Origin of the sequence: Pararhizobium sp. PWRC1-1, assembly GCF_049897905.1 — a bacterium.
Taxonomy (GTDB): Bacteria; Pseudomonadota; Alphaproteobacteria; order Rhizobiales; family Rhizobiaceae; genus Pararhizobium.
In genome coordinates this window covers 391,125-407,628 of record NZ_JAFCXE010000001.1, presented here as the reverse complement: position 1 = coordinate 407,628, position 16,504 = coordinate 391,125, and the positions used below count along the sequence as shown (strand labels likewise).

Annotated in this window: 16 protein-coding genes; 12 read left to right on the top strand and 4 right to left on the bottom strand. The window is 60.5% G+C overall.

The window, feature by feature from the left end; genetic code table 11:
• Nucleotides 1-2: 2 nt before the first annotated feature.
• The 5 genes from ACP7E0_RS02005 to ACP7E0_RS01985 all read left to right on the top strand — a co-directional run bounded on the left by ACP7E0_RS02005 (nucleotide 3) and on the right by ACP7E0_RS01985 (nucleotide 6,260).
• Complete coding sequence (locus ACP7E0_RS02005; protein WP_426122619.1) at nucleotides 3-785, top strand: carnitinyl-CoA dehydratase; 783 nt, start codon at nucleotides 3-5, stop codon at nucleotides 783-785.
• A gap of 313 nt (nucleotides 786-1,098) precedes the next feature.
• A complete protein-coding gene (locus tag ACP7E0_RS02000) occupies nucleotides 1,099-2,688 on the top strand; it encodes an ABC transporter substrate-binding protein (protein ID WP_426122618.1) in 1,590 nt (529 codons plus the stop codon).
• Nucleotides 2,689-2,780: 92 nt separating this feature from the next.
• Nucleotides 2,781-3,794: an ABC transporter permease gene (locus ACP7E0_RS01995; RefSeq protein WP_426123024.1), complete on the top strand. Its 1,014-nt coding sequence runs from the start codon at nucleotides 2,781-2,783 to the stop codon at nucleotides 3,792-3,794.
• Nucleotides 3,791-4,618, top strand: coding sequence for an ABC transporter permease (locus tag ACP7E0_RS01990; protein ID WP_426122616.1), 828 nt, complete (start codon nucleotides 3,791-3,793; stop codon nucleotides 4,616-4,618). The genes ACP7E0_RS01995 and ACP7E0_RS01990 overlap by 4 nt, the downstream gene beginning before the upstream one ends.
• The gene (locus tag ACP7E0_RS01985) at nucleotides 4,611-6,260 is read left to right on the top strand and encodes an ABC transporter ATP-binding protein (RefSeq protein WP_426122615.1); all 1,650 of its coding nucleotides are present in this window, start codon (nucleotides 4,611-4,613) and stop codon (nucleotides 6,258-6,260) included. Before ACP7E0_RS01990 ends, ACP7E0_RS01985 begins: the two co-directional genes overlap by 8 nt.
• A 60-nt stretch (nucleotides 6,261-6,320) precedes the next feature.
• Here ACP7E0_RS01985 and ACP7E0_RS01980 read toward each other — a convergent pair whose 3' ends face one another.
• On the bottom strand, nucleotides 6,321-6,665 hold the full coding sequence (locus tag ACP7E0_RS01980; RefSeq protein WP_426122614.1) for a hypothetical protein: 345 nt from the start codon (nucleotides 6,663-6,665) through the stop codon (nucleotides 6,321-6,323).
• A gap of 63 nt (nucleotides 6,666-6,728) precedes the next feature.
• Nucleotides 6,729-7,523 (bottom strand): helix-turn-helix domain-containing protein, encoded by a 795-nt coding sequence (locus ACP7E0_RS01975; protein ID WP_426123022.1) that lies wholly within the window; start codon nucleotides 7,521-7,523, stop codon nucleotides 6,729-6,731.
• 124 nt (nucleotides 7,524-7,647) lie between these two features.
• On the opposite strand from ACP7E0_RS01975, the gene ACP7E0_RS01970 reads away from it, so the two are divergent.
• Complete coding sequence (locus ACP7E0_RS01970) at nucleotides 7,648-9,237, top strand: ABC transporter substrate-binding protein (protein ID WP_426122613.1); 1,590 nt, start codon at nucleotides 7,648-7,650, stop codon at nucleotides 9,235-9,237.
• Nucleotides 9,238-9,263: 26 nt separating this feature from the next.
• Entirely contained in the window at nucleotides 9,264-11,264 is a 2,001-nt protein-coding gene (locus ACP7E0_RS01965; protein ID WP_426123021.1) for a CocE/NonD family hydrolase, read from the top strand.
• On the opposite strand, the gene ACP7E0_RS01960 is transcribed toward ACP7E0_RS01965, so the two are convergent.
• On the bottom strand, nucleotides 11,257-11,661 hold the full coding sequence (locus ACP7E0_RS01960; protein ID WP_426122611.1) for an ACT domain-containing protein: 405 nt from the start codon (nucleotides 11,659-11,661) through the stop codon (nucleotides 11,257-11,259). The genes ACP7E0_RS01965 and ACP7E0_RS01960 overlap by 8 nt on opposite strands.
• A 297-nt stretch (nucleotides 11,662-11,958) precedes the next feature.
• Between ACP7E0_RS01960 and msrA the strand changes: the two genes are divergently transcribed.
• Complete coding sequence (gene msrA / locus ACP7E0_RS01955; protein ID WP_426123019.1) at nucleotides 11,959-12,603, top strand: peptide-methionine (S)-S-oxide reductase MsrA; 645 nt, start codon at nucleotides 11,959-11,961, stop codon at nucleotides 12,601-12,603.
• Here msrA and ACP7E0_RS01950 read toward each other — a convergent pair whose 3' ends face one another.
• Entirely contained in the window at nucleotides 12,604-13,521 is a 918-nt protein-coding gene (locus ACP7E0_RS01950; RefSeq protein ID WP_426122609.1) for an alpha/beta hydrolase, read from the bottom strand.
• A 131-nt stretch (nucleotides 13,522-13,652) separates the two neighbouring features.
• On the opposite strand from ACP7E0_RS01950, the gene ACP7E0_RS01945 reads away from it, so the two are divergent.
• From ACP7E0_RS01945 to ACP7E0_RS01930, 4 genes are all read left to right on the top strand, one after another.
• Nucleotides 13,653-13,907 carry a type II toxin-antitoxin system ParD family antitoxin gene (locus tag ACP7E0_RS01945; RefSeq protein WP_426122608.1) on the top strand — a complete coding sequence of 85 codons (255 nt, stop codon included), beginning with the start codon at nucleotides 13,653-13,655 and terminating at the stop codon, nucleotides 13,905-13,907.
• A 2-nt stretch (nucleotides 13,908-13,909) separates the two neighbouring features.
• Nucleotides 13,910-14,215 (top strand): type II toxin-antitoxin system RelE/ParE family toxin, encoded by a 306-nt coding sequence (locus ACP7E0_RS01940; RefSeq protein WP_426122606.1) that lies wholly within the window; start codon nucleotides 13,910-13,912, stop codon nucleotides 14,213-14,215.
• Nucleotides 14,216-14,281: 66 nt separating this feature from the next.
• Nucleotides 14,282-15,193 carry a LysR family transcriptional regulator gene (locus ACP7E0_RS01935; RefSeq protein ID WP_426122605.1) on the top strand — a complete coding sequence of 304 codons (912 nt, stop codon included), beginning with the start codon at nucleotides 14,282-14,284 and terminating at the stop codon, nucleotides 15,191-15,193.
• A 129-nt stretch (nucleotides 15,194-15,322) separates the two neighbouring features.
• Complete coding sequence (locus tag ACP7E0_RS01930) at nucleotides 15,323-16,483, top strand: ABC transporter substrate-binding protein (protein WP_426122603.1); 1,161 nt, start codon at nucleotides 15,323-15,325, stop codon at nucleotides 16,481-16,483.
• The last annotated feature ends 21 nt before the right edge of the window (nucleotides 16,484-16,504 follow it).

Here is a 16,504-nt window from a genome sequence, read left to right as displayed (position 1 = left end):
CTATGACCGGACCTATCAGAACGCGCCGCGAAGGCGGCATTCTCGAAGTCACCATCGATCGGCCGAAGGCCAACGCGATCGATCTGGTGACCAGCCGCATCATGGGCGAAATCTTTGCCGGTTTTCGCGATGACGCAACGCTGCGGGTCGCCATTATCACCGGTGCCGGTGAAAAATTCTTCTGTCCGGGATGGGATCTGAAGGCGGCCGCCGGCGGCGACGCTGTTGACGGTGACTATGGCATTGGCGGCTTCGGTGGCATGCAGGAACTGCGCGACCTCAACAAACCGGTCATCGCTGCGATCAACGGCATCTGCTGTGGCGGTGGTCTGGAAATTGCCCTATCGACCGACATGATCCTTGCCGCCGAACACGCGACCTTCGCGCTACCGGAAATCCGCTCCGGTACCGTCGCCGATGCCGCTTCGATCAAGCTGCCCAAGCGCATCCCCTATCATATCGCCATGGACATGCTGTTCACCGGCCGCTGGCTGGATGCGGCAGAAGCTCACCGCTGGGGCTTCGTCAACGAGATCATAGCAGCAGATAAGCTTATGGAGCGCGCCTGGGAGCTCGCCCGCCTGCTCGAAAGCGGCCCGCCGCTGGTCTACGCCGCCATCAAGGAAGTGGTCCGCGCTGCCGAAGGCGAGGATTTCCAGACGACGATGAACAAGATCACCAAGCGCCAGTTCAAGACGGTCGATATCCTCTATTCGAGCGAAGACCAGCTGGAAGGCGCACGGGCATTTTCGGAAAAACGCGATCCCGCCTGGAAGGGAAAATAACAGCCGGGAAGCGTTTGCTGATGGGAAAGACAGCCGGTTACCTACGCCGGATTGCCATAAGCCTTATTTATGATAACTGCAGAATTTTTATATGAATACAGAGATCTACTGACACGATACCATTAATTTTAACGGGTATTTTGGCAACAGAACGCGCCCACCTTGGAAAGGTTTTTGATCGCGGCAGAGCAATCCGCAAAAGTGACTGGCATCGCTGCCTTTGGGCATGCATTCTAGCAACCACCTGATCGACATCGATCGAAAAATAATAATCAAAAACGGCGAAAAGCCATTCAACAAAGGGAACAGGGGAATGAGTGATTACAAGAACTACCTCGCCAATCAGGTCATGATGGGCAAGATGAACCGCCGCGAATTCATAGGCCGCACCGTGGCTGCGGGTGTTGCGCTCTCCAGCGCCAGCACTTTGTTTGCCTCTAGCGCTGAGGCACAGGAGCCCAAGAAGGGTGGCCATCTGAAGCTTGGCCTGGAAGGCGGCTCGGCCACCGACAGCAAAGATCCAGGCAAGAACCTGTCGCAGGTCACCTTTGTGACCAGCCACAACTGGGGCGACCTTCTCGTCGAATCCGACCCCTTCACCGGCGCGCCTGTACCATCGCTTGCCGAATCCTGGGAACCGTCGAAGGATGCCGTCACCTGGACCTTCAAGATCCGCAGCGGCGTCAAATTCCACAACGGCAAGGATCTGACGGTCGATGACGTCGTCGCGACGCTGAAGCGGCATTCCGACGAAAAATCAGAATCCGGCGCTCTTGGCGTCATGAAGTCGATCAAGGAAATCAAGGCCGACGGCGGCAATCTGGTGGTGACGCTCAACGAGGGCAACGCTGACATGCCGCTGCTGCTCAGCGCCTATCATCTGGTCATCCAGCCGAACGGAGGCCTCGACGATCCGGAAGCCGCCATCGGCACCGGTCCCTACAAGATGACCAGCTGGGAACCGGGCGTCCGGGCGACCTTCGAAAAATTCCCGGAATATTGGCGTACCGATCGCGGGTTCGTCGATTCCGTCGAGATCATCGTCATGAACGACGCGACCGCCCGCATGGCAGCCCTGTCGTCCGGTCAGGTGCATTTCATCAACCGCGTCGATCCAAAAACGGTCGGTTTGCTGAAGCGCGCACCGAATGTCGAAATTTTGTCGACCTCGGGCCGCGGCCACTACGTCTTCATCATGCATTGCAACACCGCACCGTTCGACAATAACGACCTTCGTCTGGCCCTGAAATACGCGATGGACCGCGAAACGATGGTTGACAAGATTCTCGGCGGCTACGGCAAGGTCGGTAACGACTTCCCGATCAACTCGACCTATGCCCTCTTCCCGGACAGCATCGAGCAGCGCACCTACGATCCGGATAAGGCTGCCTTCCACTACAAGAAATCCGGCCATGACGGCTCGGTTCTCTTGCGCACGTCGGACGTCGCCTTCCCCGGTGCGGTCGATGCGGCCGTGCTCTATCAGGAAAGCGCCAAGAAGGCCGGCATCAATATCGAGGTCAAGCGCGAGCCGGGCGATGGCTACTGGACCAATGTCTGGAACGTACAGCCGTTCTCGACCTCCTACTGGGGTGGCCGTCCGACGCAGGACCTGATGTATTCCACCGCCTATCTGTCGACGGCAGACTGGAACGACACCCGGTTCAAGCGGCCTGATTTCGACAAGGTGCTGCTCGAAGCCCGCTCCGAGCTGGACGACGCCAAGCGCAAGGAACTCTACACCGCGATGGCAACGATGGTCCGCGACGAAGGCGGCGTCATCCTGCCGATGTTCAACGACTTCGTGAACGCCAGCACCAAGCAGGTGAAGGGCTACGTCAAGGACGTTGGCAACGACATGTCGAACGGGTTCGTCGCAACCCGCGTCTGGCTCGACGCCTGATGGCGGGCGGACCGGTCACGGGTCCGGCGCATACAACGGGCACTGCTGCGGGAGGCGAAAGCCTCTCGCAGTCCACCCCCGTTTCCGGAACGATGGTGACGCCACCACCCGGCGTCGTCACCGGCACGTTCTGGCGCCGTTTCACCCTTCGCCGCCCTTTGGCGGCGCTCATCATCCAGCGGCTGGGTTTAAGCGTTGGTCTCCTTTTTGCCGTATCGCTGATGATCTTCGGCGGAGTGGAAGCTCTACCCGGTGACTTTGCCACGACCTATCTCGGTCAGTCGGCAACACCGCAAGCCGTAGAAAACATCCGCAAGGATCTCGGTCTCGATCGTCCTGTGACGGAACGGTATGTCAGTTGGCTTGGCAGCGCGCTGAAGGGTGACTTCGGAAAATCCTGGGCCAGCAAGAATTCCGTCAGCGAGCAGATCGGCAAGCGTCTCGGAAACTCCCTGTTCCTCGCCTTCTTCGCCGCGATCATCTCCGTTCCGCTGGCGGTCGGGCTCGGCATGCTTGCCGTGCAGTATCGAAACCGATTGCCGGACAAGATCATGAACGTCGTCTCTCTGGCGGCCATCTCGCTGCCCGAGTTCTTCGTTGGCTATCTCCTCATCCTGTTCTTTGCCGTTCAGATGGGGGTCGCGACCTTCCCTGCCACCGTTTATGACGGCATGACCTTCGGCGAGCGGCTCTCCGCCATCGCCCTGCCGGTGGCAACGCTGGTGCTGGTCGTTCTCGCCCACATGATGCGCATGACCCGCGCCGCCATCCTCAACGTCATGTCCTCGGCCTATGTCGAGACGGCGGAACTCAAGGGCCTCAGCGCTTTCCGTATCATTGCCCGGCACGCCGCTCCCAACGCCGTCGCCCCGGTCATCAATGTCATTGCGCTCAACCTCGCCTATCTCGTGGTCGGCGTCGTCGTCGTGGAAGTGGTGTTCGTCTATCCGGGCATGGGCCAGTATATGGTCGATGCGGTGACGGTGCGCGACATGCCGGTGGTGCAGGCCTGCGGCCTGATCTTTGCCGCCTTCTACATTTTCCTCAACATGGCTGCGGATATTCTCGCCATCCTCGCCAATCCGAGATTGAGGCATCCACGATGAGATTGAGTTCCATTCCCCTCAGCGCCTGGGTTGGCATTATCGGCATTGCGCTGGCCCTGTTCTGTGCCATCTTCGCGCCCTGGATCGCGCCTTTCGGCGAACGCGATGTCGTCGGCGATATCTGGCTGCCCATGGGCGGCGACTTCCTGCTCGGCACCGACAATCTCGGCCGGGACCTTCTGTCCCGCCTGATTTTTGGCGCGCGAACCACGATCTTCGTCGCCCTGGCCGCCACGGTCATCTCGTTTTCGCTCGGCATGCTTCTGTCGTTCACCGCAGCCGTCACCGGCGGCCTTGTCGATCAGCTGTTCTCGCGTTTCAACGATCTGATGATGGCGATCCCGACGCTGATCTTCGCCCTCGTCGTGCTTGCCGTCCTGCCGCAGCAGCTGTGGATCCTCATTCTGGTCATGGCCATCCTCGACAGTACCCGCGTCTTCCGCATCGGCCGCGCTGTTGCTCTCGATGTGGCGGTCATGGAGTTTGTCGAGGCAGCACGTCTGCGCGGCGAAGGCACACGCTGGATCATTTTTCGGGAAATCCTGCCCAATACCCTGTCACCGCTTCTGGCCGAGTTCGGACTGCGCTTTGCCTTCTCGATCCTGTTCCTGTCCACTCTCTCCTTCCTCGGCCTCGGCATCCAGCCGCCGGCCGCCGACTGGGGCGGCATGGTCAAGGACAACAAGGACGGCATCATCTTCGGCATCTCGGCGGCCCTGGTGCCGGGCGGTGCGATTGCCGGCCTTGCCATCTGCGTCAACCTCGTCGTCGACTGGCTGATGAAGCGAACCTCGAGCCTCAAGGGAGGGCGCGGCGATGCGTGAATCTTTGCCTAAGAACGGTCTGCTGTCTGTAAAGGACCTGAAGATCGAAGCGACAAGCTATCCACCGGGCGAGCCGCCGAAAACGGTAACCCTGGTGGAAAACGTCTCCTTCGATGTCCAGAAGGGCAAGGTGCTCGGTCTGATCGGCGAAAGCGGTGCGGGCAAATCGACCATTGGCCTCTCCGCCCTCGCCTATGGCCGCGGCGGTGCTGCAATCACGGGCGGGCAGGTCCTGCTCAACGGCAAGGACATCCTGACGCTCGGCCGGGACGGCGTGCGCACCATTCGCGGCTTCAAGGTCTGCTATGTCGCCCAATCGGCAGCCGCAGCCTTCAATCCGGCCCACAAGCTTGGCGAACAGGTGATCGAGGCGGCACTGCGCCACAAGATCATGACCCGGCCGGAAGCCGAAAAACGGGCCTTGTATCTGTTCCAGGTGCTCGGCCTGCCCAACCCGGAAACGTTTGGCAACCGCTATCCCCACCAGGTTTCCGGCGGCCAGCTGCAACGCGCCATGACCGCCATGGCGCTCTGCCCCAATCCGGAACTGATCGTCTTCGATGAACCGACAACAGCGCTCGACGTCACTACCCAGATCGACGTGCTGGCGGCGATCAAGCATGCCATCGAGGAGACGCATACGGCTGCGCTCTACATCACCCACGACCTTGCCGTCGTCGCCCAGATTTCCGACGACATCATGGTGCTGCGCCATGGCAAGACCGTCGAATACGGCACGACCAAGCAGATCATCGAAGCGCCGAACGAGGACTATACGCGAGCGCTGGTCAGCGTCCGCCAGGCGCGGCGCGAGGAAGCCAAAGACCAGAGCAACACGCTGCTGAAGATCGACCATATCAGCGCCGGTTACGCCAATGGCTTCAAGGTGCTGCACGATGTGTCCATGCATCTGCCCAAGGGCCAGACGCTGGCGATCGTCGGCGAAAGCGGTTCCGGAAAATCGACGCTCGCCCGTGTCATCACCGGGCTCCTGCCGCCCTCGGAAGGCACGATCACCTTTGATGGCAAGGTGCTGCCGAAGGCGCTCAGCGGGCGAAGCAAGGAAGAGCTGCGCCGCGTGCAGATGATCTACCAGATGGCCGATACGGCGATGAACCCGCGCCAGACGGTGCGCGATATCGTCGGCCGGCCGATCTCCTTCTACTATGGCCTGCACGGGGCGAAGAAGACGGAGCGGGTCAAGCAGCTGCTCGACCAGATCGAGATGGGCGACCGTTTCCTCGACCGCTATCCGGCGGAACTGTCGGGTGGCCAGAAGCAGCGTGTGGCGATCGCAAGGGCGCTGGCCGCAAAGCCGGAACTGATCCTTTGCGACGAACCGACCTCGGCGCTCGATCCGCTGGTGGCCGAAGGCATCCTGAATCTTCTTCTGAGGCTTCAGGAGGAAACCGCTGTTTCCTATGTCTTTATCACCCACGACATCGCCATTGTCCGCGCCATTGCAGACTCGGTTGCCGTCATGCATCGTGGCAAGCTGGTGCGTTTCGGGCCGAAGTCGAAAGTGCTCTCGCCACCCTTCGACGACTATACCGATCTACTGTTGAAGTCGGTTCCGGAAATGGAGATCGGCTGGCTGGAAAAGGTCCTGACGACGCGCCGGATGGAAAGCGCTGGCAACTGACGAAGCGAAAACCGCCTTCCCTTCGCGCATCTGTGAAGGGAAGGAATGGCCGTCAGCCGGTCATTTGGTCGTGCAGCTGACGTCGCCCAGCCGCTGCATCGGGTGATTGTTTGCCGTCACCGTCGTTTCGCCCTTGGTGGCACAATCGGCCTTTTCCAATAATCCGGAACGCACCCGAACAAGTGGCTGACCTTCGATCATGATGCCTGGAACGATTTCGTAGAGATCGGCCGGACAATTGACCACATCCGACAGTCTCAATGCCGGCGCCCCGCCGATGAAAACACTCGATGCACCGGACATCGCGCAGCCGGCAAGCGGCGAAGGTGCGGCATCATCGGCCAGAACCGGCCGGGCAAAAAAGCCAAGCAGCATCAATACAGCAACAACGGCCTTCGACATCATCACATCCTCCCGTTTGCGTCGCTCAGATCCTATGACCAAACGGGCAACAGTGCGACGGGCTGCTTAGAAATTCTCCGGAACGGACAGGATGCCGGATGACGGCGCGTCAAGATAGCTGCGCACGGTTGCCGGCAATTGCCGTGAGTTTTCCGGCAGCACGCCGCAGCGCGACAGAACCTGACGCTTGTCCGGATCGGTGCCGAGATGACGCCAGATGACGCGCGATGCATAGGGCAGGTTTTCCTTGCGCCAGGAAACACCCATCGTGACGCCGCGCAGGTAGACCCGCTGATGCACCTCGAACGGTATCAGGATCGTCTGTGACATCATCGGCTGCCGGCTGACGCTTCGCTCGGTGATGAAAATGCGGTTTCGCAGGAAAGCCGCAAGGCCGACATATTTCGAGTACTGCTGGATCTCATGGGCCGCATCACGGATGCGCTCGATCGACTTGACATGAACGGAGCCGTTTTCCTCCAGAAGTCTCGCACAGGAACAGACGATAAGCCCGGGCCATGACGGCGAAAAATGGTAGGTCTGGAAATAGCCCAGATGCCGGCGAAGCGACGGCAGATCGCCCGGAAGCCCTTCCAGCAAAAGCCCGCCATCCACCCTCCGCTGATCCGGGCGCATCATGCGTGTCTGGAATACCGACGAGGCAAGGGAAAAGTCCTGAGCCCCCACGCCGAAGAACACGGCGATGCGGGCAAGGTTGTGCGCCGACGGCCGGGCTTCGCCGGAAATATAGCGGTTGAATTGCTGGCGATTGATACCGATCTCCCGGCAGATCTGCGAAATCGACGGCCGCGTAGCGCAGGCAAAGCGCAGATTTTCGGTAAAAGTATCGATATCGGACAGGGCAGTTCCCTTCGCAGTTCTGCATAGCGTAAAGTCACGTCAATCAGCGTCAAGTCGCGAAATTGTGCCGTATGCGTTTACCACTACGTTTCCTCATGAAAACCAGCCATAAAGGGAACAGCGAATGCGTGATTTCACCCAGAAGCCCGATAGTCTGATTGCGAACGGTGGGGTCAACCGCCGAACCTTCCTCGGCGGCACCGTGGCACTCGGTCTTGCGGCCGGCTTCTCCGGCACATTGATCGCCGGCACGGCACGCGCGGAAGAGCCCAAGCGTGGCGGTCACCTCAAGCTCGGCCTCAAGGGCGGCGCCACCACCGATTCGCTCGATCCGGCCACCTATAGCGGTTCCGTCCTGTTCACCATCGGCCATCTGTGGGGCGACACGCTGGTGGAGTCCGACCCGGCGACAGGCGCAGCCCTGCCTTCGCTTGCCGAATCCTGGACACCTTCTCCCGATGCGTCCGTCTGGACGTTCAAGCTGCGCAGCGGCGTGACGTTCCACGACGGCAGCCCGCTGACGATGGCCGATGTCATCGCCACCCTGAAGCGCCATGCCGACGAAGGCTCCAAATCCGGCGCACTCGGCCTGATGCGCTCGATCAAGACGATCGAGGACAAGGCCGGCGAGCTCGTCCTGACGCTTACCGAAGGCAATGCGGATCTGCCGCTGATCCTGACCGACTACCACCTGATCATCCAGCCGGGCGGCGGCGTCAGCAATCCGACCTCGACAATCGGCACCGGCCCCTACAAGCTTGTAAGCTATGAAGCCGGCCTGCGCGCCACCTTTGAAAAGAACCCCGCCGACTGGCGCTCGGATCGAGGCTTTGTCGACAGTGTCGAGATCATCGTCATGAACGACAACACGGCACGGGTCGCGGCACTGGCCTCCGGCCAGGTGCATTTCATCAACAACATTGATCCGAAGACGGTCCCGATGCTGAAGCGCGCGCCGAAGGTCGAGATCCTGAAAACTGCAGGCAAGGGTTTCTACAGCTTCCTGATGCACTGCGACACCACGCCCTTCGACAATAACGACCTCCGTCTGGCGCTGAAATACGCGATCGACCGCCAGGCAATTCTCGACCGTATCCTTGGCGGCTACGGCAAGATCGGCAATGACTATCCGGTCAACGAGAACTATGCGCTGGCGCCTGAAGGCATCGAGCAGCGCACTTACGACCCGGACAAGGCGGCATTCCACTACAAGAAATCCGGTCACGACCGGCCGATCCCGCTACGCACCTCGGATGCTGCCTTTGCCGGCGCCGTCGATGCCGCCGTGCTGTTTCAGGAAAGCGCCAGCAAGGCCGGCATCCAGATCAAGGTCCAGCGCGAGCCGGAAGATGGCTACTGGACCAATGTCTGGAACGTCCAGCCGTTCTGCGCCTCCTACTGGGGCGGCCGCCCGACGCAGGATTCGCGCTATTCGACATCCTATCTGTCGACGGCCGAATGGAACGACACCCGCTTCAAGCGTGAGGATTTCGACAAGATCCTGCTTCAGGCACGCTCCGAGCTCGACGAGACCAAACGCAAGGACCTTTACCGCACCATGGCACTGACGGTCCGGGACGAAGGCGGCCTCATCCTGCCTGTTTTCAACGACTATGTGAACGCCGCCTCGACATCGCTGAAGGGCTTTGTCCACGATATCGGCAATGACCTTTCGAACGGCTATGTGGCAAGCCGCGTCTGGTTCGACAATTGAAAAGCGGAATGACGAAGATGGATGGCATGTCCAAACGCAGCTTCACCCTAATCGAGAACGAGTGGATCATTCTCGCCGACGGCACGCGGCTTTCCGCCCGCATCTGGATGCCGGATGGTGCTGACACCAGCCCCGTTCCGGCGGTGCTCGAATACCTGCCCTATCGCAAGCGCGGCGGCACCAACGCCCGCGACGAGTCCACCTATCCGGTCTTTGCGGCCGCCGGCATTGCCGGCGTGCGTGTCGATATCCGCGGCTCCGGCGAAAGCGACGGCGTCATCGATGGCGAATACACGCCGCGCGAACTGAGCGACGGCTGCGAGCTGATCGCCTGGATCGCCGCCCAGCCCTGGTCAAACGGCAATGTCGGCATGATGGGCATTTCCTGGGGGGGCTTCAACTGCCTGCAGGTCGCGGCGCTGAAGCCACCGGCGCTGAAGGCGGTGATCTCCATCGCCTCCACCGTCGATCGCTACAATGATGACATCCACTACAAGAACGGCACGCATCTTTCCGCCCAGCTCTCCTGGGCAGCGACCATGCTTGCCTACCAGTCGCGCTCGCCCGATCCGGCGCTGGTCGGCGACAAATGGAAGGAGATGTGGCTGGAGCGGCTGGAGAACGAGCCCTATTTCATGGAGGAATGGCTGGAGCACCAGCGCCGTGACGCTTTCTGGGAGCACGGCTCGATCTGTGAGGATTTCGACGGCTTTCCGGTCCCGGCCATGGTCATTGCCGGCTGGGCCGACGGTTACCGCAACACGCCGATGAAGGCAGCCGAAGGTCTGGGCGGCAAGGTGAAAGCCCTGATCGGTCCCTGGGTGCACAAATATCCGCATTTCGCCTGGCCAAAACCACGTGCCGATTTCCATGGCGAGGCGATTGCCTGGTGGAACCATTGGCTGCGCGACGAAAAGACCGGCGTCGAGGCACTGCCGCAGATGCGCGCCTTCATCCTCGATGGCCCAAAACCGGCACTGCGACGCAATGTCGATCCCGGCTTCTGGGTGGCAAAGGATGAATGGCGCCCGCCGGAAATGCAGACCTTCTATGTCGATCAGTTCGGTAGCCTTAACGAGGGCATGCCGATCGCCGGTGCCCATGACCACAACGTCTACCTGAAATCGCCGCTCGATATCGGCACGGCGTCCGGCGAATGGTTCACCCTGAAACCCGACGCCGAAATGGCCGGCGACCAGCGCATCGACGATGCCGGTTCGCTCACCTTCGAAACAGCGCCGCTGACACAGGCAATGGACTATCTTGGCCAACCGGTGCTGACGGTCGAGCTGGCCTGCGACGCCGATTGGGCCAATCTCATTGCCCGTGTCGTTGATATCCATCCCGACGGCAGCGCCACCCGCGTCACCTACGGCGTCCTCAACCTCGCCCACCGCGACGGCAATGCCGAACCGAAGCCGATGGAACACGGCAAGAAAACCAGGGTGCAGCTGGTTCTCGACGCCTGTGGCTATCGTTTTGGCGTGGGCCACCGTATCCGGTTGTCGCTCTCAACCGCCTATTGGCCAATGATCCTGCCCGCCCCGTCCGATCCCGGCCTGACATTGGACCTCGCCTCGCTGGGGCTGGCCTTGCCGAAACTCGGCGAACATCAGGCCATCACCATGCCGGAGCCTGCCAATCGCGATCCGCTGCCGAAATATATCGAGCGCACGCCCGGCAGTACCAGCCGCCGGGTCGAGCGCGACCTGACGACCGGCCAGACGCACTACCATATCTACGAGGATGGCGGCTTGACCGAACATCCGGACAGCGGGCTCGCCACCCAGGATATCCGCGACGAAACCTGGACAATTGCAGCGGACGCCCCCTTGTCCATGACGGGCATCTCGACCTGGACCTGCATTGCCAAACGCGAAAACTGGTCGGTCAAGACCGTTTCGGTCTCGCGGATTGCTTGCACGGCAACCCAATGGCTAACGTCGGCCTCAGTGACCGCTTTCGAAGGGGAGACGCAAATCTTCGAAAAAACCTTCGATACGCGCGTGCCACGCGACTTCATGTAATGACGGGGGTGGCCTCTGCCAGGGCCGCAAGTGCCCGTTCCGCATCGTTTGCAGGCACGAAAATGTGGTCGTGGTGATAGGCCGCGACCACATTGGCGCTGATGCCATGCCGCGTCAGCGCCACCGCGACCGCCGCCGTCAGTCCGACGGCTTCAAGCGCCGAATGCACCGTCAGCGTGATACAGCGCATCACCGGGCCATAGGTCAGCCCCGCCTTGTCGGCATCAGCCTTTTCCAGAATCAAGGTCACCCCCTCGTCCTCCCGGAAGAAGCCCAGCGGCTCCAGTGAACGCCATGCGGTCTCCTGCGCCGGCACGCTGCAATAGACATAGTCGCCCGGACGCAAGTCCGGACGCATTTCACGCAACAGCGTTTTAAGATCGGTCATGCCGCTCATGCCAGTCTCCCTGCCCTAATCCCCGCCAGATCACACGGACGTGTATCCTCATCTGCGGCCTGTCACTTTGGCGTTACGCACGCATTTGCGATTTGACCAGCCCGTTCGGGTTGGCCACAGTTTGCTCATAAAGCAAGGGCGCATGTCGCTGCAATCGGCAGCGGGTGCCTGTGCCAACATCATCGTAGGAGGATTATCATGCCGCAGCTTGGAAAAGACAGGATTTCGAACACGGCCAAACGCCCGCTCATTTTCGGGCTTGCCGGCGTGACGGCCATTGCTGCTGCGGTGTTTTCGATGTCCTCGACATTCAGCAACGCCGCCGAAGAGGCCGTGGTCATTCCGCCCCCCGCCATCGATGAGGCAGTGACTGCCAGCACAGAGAAAGCCGTCTTCGCCGGCGGCTGCTTCTGGGGCGTGCAGGGCGTTTTCCAGCATGTGAAGGGCGTCAAGAACGCCGTCTCCGGCTATTCCGGCGGCGCCAAGGATACCGCCATCTACGAAACCGTCAGCGGCGGCGACACCGGCCATGCCGAGGCGGTCGAAGTCACCTATAACCCGAAGATGGTCACCTACGGCCAGTTGCTGCAGATTTACTTCTCGGTCGCACACAACCCGACCCAACTGAACTATCAGGGACCGGACCACGGCACCCAGTATCGCTCGGAAATCTTCACCACCAACGGCGAGCAGAAGAAGATCGCGCAAAGCTATATCGCCCAGCTCGACAAGGCAAAGGTCTATGGCGAACCGGTCGTCACCAAGGTGTCAGACATCACCGCCTTCTACCCGGCCGAGGAATACCACCAGGATTTCCTGACACTCAACCCGACCTACCCTTACATCGTCTACAACGACATGCCGAAGATCGAGAACCTCAAGGCGCTCTTCCCGACGGAATTCAGCGCCACTCCGGTTCTCGTCCTCAAAGCCAAGGGCTGATCAGAGCGTACCGACGAGTTCGCTGACACCACGGCACAGCCGCCCAAAGCCGTCCCGCGCGCCCTCGCTCATGTGACGGGCGCGCAGCCACGCATGGATCATCTGTGGCTCATCGCGATAGGTGACGTTGACACCCGCAGCAATCAGCCGTTGCGCATACAAAGCGGCATCATCGCGCAGCGGATCGAAATGCGCCGCCGTGATATAGGCGGGCGGCAGGCCGGAAAAATCGGCAGCTTTCAAGGGATGGGCAAAGACATTGTCTGCCGATGCTTTCAGTACATCCCGGTAATAGGCGACATCGGCGCTCGTCAGGCCCGGCGCCTCAGCCATCTCTTCATATGAACCCGAGACAAGATCACCACCGAGCCCCGGATAGATCAGCACCTGCCCAACGATACCATTGATTGCCTCGGCCTTGGCCTTCAGCACCATTCCCGCCGCCAGATTGCCGCCGGCACTGTCACCCGCCACGACCAGCGGCCGCCCATCGGCCAACAGCCATCGCAGCACCTCGAAACAATCGTCAAACGCGGCCGGCCAGACATGCTCCGGTGCCAGCCGGTAATCGATGGACACCAGTTCCGCCTTTGCCGCACGCGCAATCTCGGCACAGATGGCATCATGGCTGTCCAGCGATCCGACGACGAAACCGCCGCCGTGAATGTAGAAGATACGGGTCTGCGTCGCGATTTCTGCTGGCTGATACCGGCGAACCGGAATACGCCCGCCAACCGCCTCGTCCTGCCGCGTCAGCCCTTCCGGCGACGGTGCATCGAACTCGGCGCACAGCGCGTCATACCATGCGCGCTGTTGCTGGATGGAGGCATCGACGGCATCGGCCGGATAGAAATCCTGGCAGCGCTTGTGGAAGGCAAGAATGCCGGGTTCGGTGGGGATTGGGCGATCTTTGGTCATGAAGAAACGATCCTGATTTGGTACCCGAACATACCCGGATTTTTGGACCGTTCTGTCCTCAATCCGACATCCTGCAAATTCCCCAGCCGTCTGGGTATGACAATGTCATGCACCCATGTTAATATCTGCGCATGCGAACCAGCAAACCCATCACCGTCACGCTTGGAAAACAGCAGGCTCTCCTGGAGGATCGCCTGCAGTCAGGCGCCTACGAATCCGCCAGCGAAGTTATCCGCGCCGGTTTGCGTGCGCTTGACCGAGAAGAGGCTGCTTTGAGCCAGATCATGCGCGCGAAAATCCGGGAAGCAATCGACGATCCCCGGCCTGATGTAACGGCCGCCGATGTCTTTGCGCGCCTTCGCGCCCGTCATGCCGAAGGGCAGTGAGCATGGCCTACAAGATTGTCTTCCGTCCCTTTGCGGAAAACGATCTTGTCGCACTCTATGAGTACATCGCCGAAAACAGCAGCCATGATCGGGCCGGAGCCTATATTGCCCGTATCGAACATGCATGCATCTCCCTTGCTGAATTTCCCTTTCGTGGCGCAAAGCGCGACGACCTTTATCCGGGTCTGCGGATCATTGGCTTCGAACGGCGCGCATCGATCGCGTTCGTCGTGGAAAGCGAGACTGTTCGCATCCTGCGCATTTTCTACGGAGGCCGGGATTTTCCCGAGGACTGGGACGACAGTTGATCGAGAGGGTTACGCCAAACCTTTGTGAGCCTTGCCATCTCCCCCCGCAACCGTGTTAGCTAGGCCATGGCCTTCACGCTCCGTCAGCTCCAGTATTTCATCGCCGTCGCCGAACAGGGCTCCGTCACCCGTGCGGCGCAGAACATGTCGATCTCGCAATCGTCGATCACCGAAGCGGTCAAGGAGCTGGAGACCGATCTGGGTGTCGAACTGTTCGAGCGCCATCCGCGCGGGCTGCACATCACCCATAATGGCCATCAGTTCCTGCGCCATGCGACGAAAATCCTTGCTGGAGTTTCCGATGCCCGCCGGTCATTTTCGCAGGAGCGGGAGGAGCGTACCGGCGGCAAGCTCAATCTCGGCGTCACCTCGCTGGTCGCCGGTTATGTGCTTTCCGATCTGCTCGCCCGCTACCGCCGCGCCTGCCCCGGCGTCGAAGTCAGCGCCATCGAGGACAACGGTTCCTATCTCGAACATCTGTTGGTCGGTGGCGAACTCGATGTCGCCGTCATGGTGATCTCCAACCTGCGCGACCGCATGGCACTGCAGGCAGAGATCATCGAGACCTCGCCCTACCGGCTCTGGCTGCCGCTCGGCCATCCGCTGGTCTCCGCCGATATCATCTCGGTTGCCGATATCGCCAAGGAGCCGTTGATCATGCTGACGGTCGATGAAATCGAGGAAAATACCGGCAAGCTTCTGACAGCACTTGGCGCCCGCCCGCATGTAGCGTTTCGCACACGCTCCGTCGAAGCGGTGCGCAGCCTCGTCGCCACCGGCGCCGGCATCGCGCTGCTGCCCGATCTGGTTTACCGCCCCTGGTCGCTGGAAGGCGACCGCATCGAAAGCCGCGACGTCTCCGGCGCCCTGCCCGTCGTCCAAGTCGGCATGGTCTGGCGCAAGGGATCGGGCCTGCCGCAATCGGCTAAGGATTTTATCGGGGTGGCGGAAGCGCTGAGGAGTGGACGGCCGCGATAAAATCGAGAGATATCGGAAAAACCGATAGCGCCATTCTGATTAATGAATTTGCGAAAGCGGCGAAATAGAGGCACCTTTCGTTTTGGGAACAAGACCGAAAAATTCGGACACCAAAACGGGAGACTGAAGATGAAGCAGATTCTGAAATCCTGCACCGCGCTCACCCTTTCGCTCGCTTTCGCCACCCATGCTTTCGCCACTGAGCCCTTGAAGGAACTCGGCAAGGGCGAAGGCGAACTGTCGATCGTTGCCTGGGCCGGCTATATCGAGCGCGGCGAGACCGACAAGGCCTATGACTGGGTCACCGGCTTCGAAAAGCAGACCGGTTGCAAGGTCAGCGTCAAGACGGCTGCGACCTCCGATGAAATGGTCGCGCTGATGAACGAAGGCGGCTTCGACCTCGTCACTGCATCGGGCGACGCCTCGCTGCGGCTGGTGGCCGGCAAGCGTGTCCAGCCGATCAACACTGCCCTCATTCCGAGCTGGTCGACCATCGACGAACGCTTGCAGAGCGCGCCTTGGAATACGGTCAATGGCACCCACTACGGTACCCCATATGTCTGGGGACCGAACGTTTTGATGTACAATACCGAAGCCTTCAAGGGCGAGGCGCCAAAGAGCTGGAAGGTTGTTTTCGAAGAAATGCCCCTGCCGGACGGCAAGTCCAACAAGGGCCGAATCCAGGCCTATGACGGCCCGATCCATGTGGCCGACGCTGCCAACTACCTGATGTTCCACAAGCCGGAACTCGGCATCAAGGATCCCTACGAACTCAACGAAGACCAGTACAAAGCCGCTCTCGACGTGCTACGCGTCCAGCGCACCCTGGCGAACCGCTACTGGCATGATGCGATGATCCAGATCGACGACTTCAAGAACGAAGGCGTCGTCGCCTCCGGCTCCTGGCCTTTCCAGGTCAACCTGCTGAAGGCCGAAAAGCAGCCGATCGCCTCGGTCTTCCCGGAAGAAGGCGCCACAGGCTGGGCCGACACCACCATGTTGCATGCCGAGAGCGAACACCCCAACTGCGCCTATATGTGGATGGAACATACGCTGTCGCCCAAGGTCCAGGGCGATGTCTCGGCCTGGTTCGGCACCGTTCCCTCAGTACCTGCCGCTTGTAAAGGCAATGAACTGCTAACCGACGAAGGCTGCGCTGCCAACGGCTACAACGACTTCGCGAAGATCAAGTTCTGGAAGACGCCCGTTTCCAAATGCGCCAGCCAGAGCGAGTGCGTGCCCTATCACCGCTGGGTCTCCGACTATATCGGCGTCATCGGCGGGCGTTGATTTTACCTCCCCCTTGAGGGG

Coding starts and splice junctions, on each gene's coding strand:
- ACP7E0_RS02005 (WP_426122619.1), top strand. CDS start 3: ATGACCGGACCTATCAGAACGCGCCGCGAAGGCGGCATTCTCGAAGTC.
- ACP7E0_RS02000 (WP_426122618.1), top strand. CDS start 1,099: ATGAGTGATTACAAGAACTACCTCGCCAATCAGGTCATGATGGGCAAG.
- ACP7E0_RS01995 (WP_426123024.1), top strand. CDS start 2,781: ATGGTGACGCCACCACCCGGCGTCGTCACCGGCACGTTCTGGCGCCGT.
- ACP7E0_RS01990 (WP_426122616.1), top strand. CDS start 3,791: ATGAGATTGAGTTCCATTCCCCTCAGCGCCTGGGTTGGCATTATCGGC.
- ACP7E0_RS01985 (WP_426122615.1), top strand. CDS start 4,611: ATGCGTGAATCTTTGCCTAAGAACGGTCTGCTGTCTGTAAAGGACCTG.
- ACP7E0_RS01980 (WP_426122614.1), bottom strand. CDS start 6,665: ATGATGTCGAAGGCCGTTGTTGCTGTATTGATGCTGCTTGGCTTTTTT.
- ACP7E0_RS01970 (WP_426122613.1), top strand. CDS start 7,648: ATGCGTGATTTCACCCAGAAGCCCGATAGTCTGATTGCGAACGGTGGG.
- ACP7E0_RS01965 (WP_426123021.1), top strand. CDS start 9,264: ATGTCCAAACGCAGCTTCACCCTAATCGAGAACGAGTGGATCATTCTC.
- ACP7E0_RS01960 (WP_426122611.1), bottom strand. CDS start 11,661: ATGAGCGGCATGACCGATCTTAAAACGCTGTTGCGTGAAATGCGTCCG.
- msrA (WP_426123019.1), top strand. CDS start 11,959: ATGTCCTCGACATTCAGCAACGCCGCCGAAGAGGCCGTGGTCATTCCG.
- ACP7E0_RS01950 (WP_426122609.1), bottom strand. CDS start 13,521: ATGACCAAAGATCGCCCAATCCCCACCGAACCCGGCATTCTTGCCTTC.
- ACP7E0_RS01945 (WP_426122608.1), top strand. CDS start 13,653: ATGCGAACCAGCAAACCCATCACCGTCACGCTTGGAAAACAGCAGGCT.
- ACP7E0_RS01940 (WP_426122606.1), top strand. CDS start 13,910: ATGGCCTACAAGATTGTCTTCCGTCCCTTTGCGGAAAACGATCTTGTC.
- ACP7E0_RS01935 (WP_426122605.1), top strand. CDS start 14,282: ATGGCCTTCACGCTCCGTCAGCTCCAGTATTTCATCGCCGTCGCCGAA.
- ACP7E0_RS01930 (WP_426122603.1), top strand. CDS start 15,323: ATGAAGCAGATTCTGAAATCCTGCACCGCGCTCACCCTTTCGCTCGCT.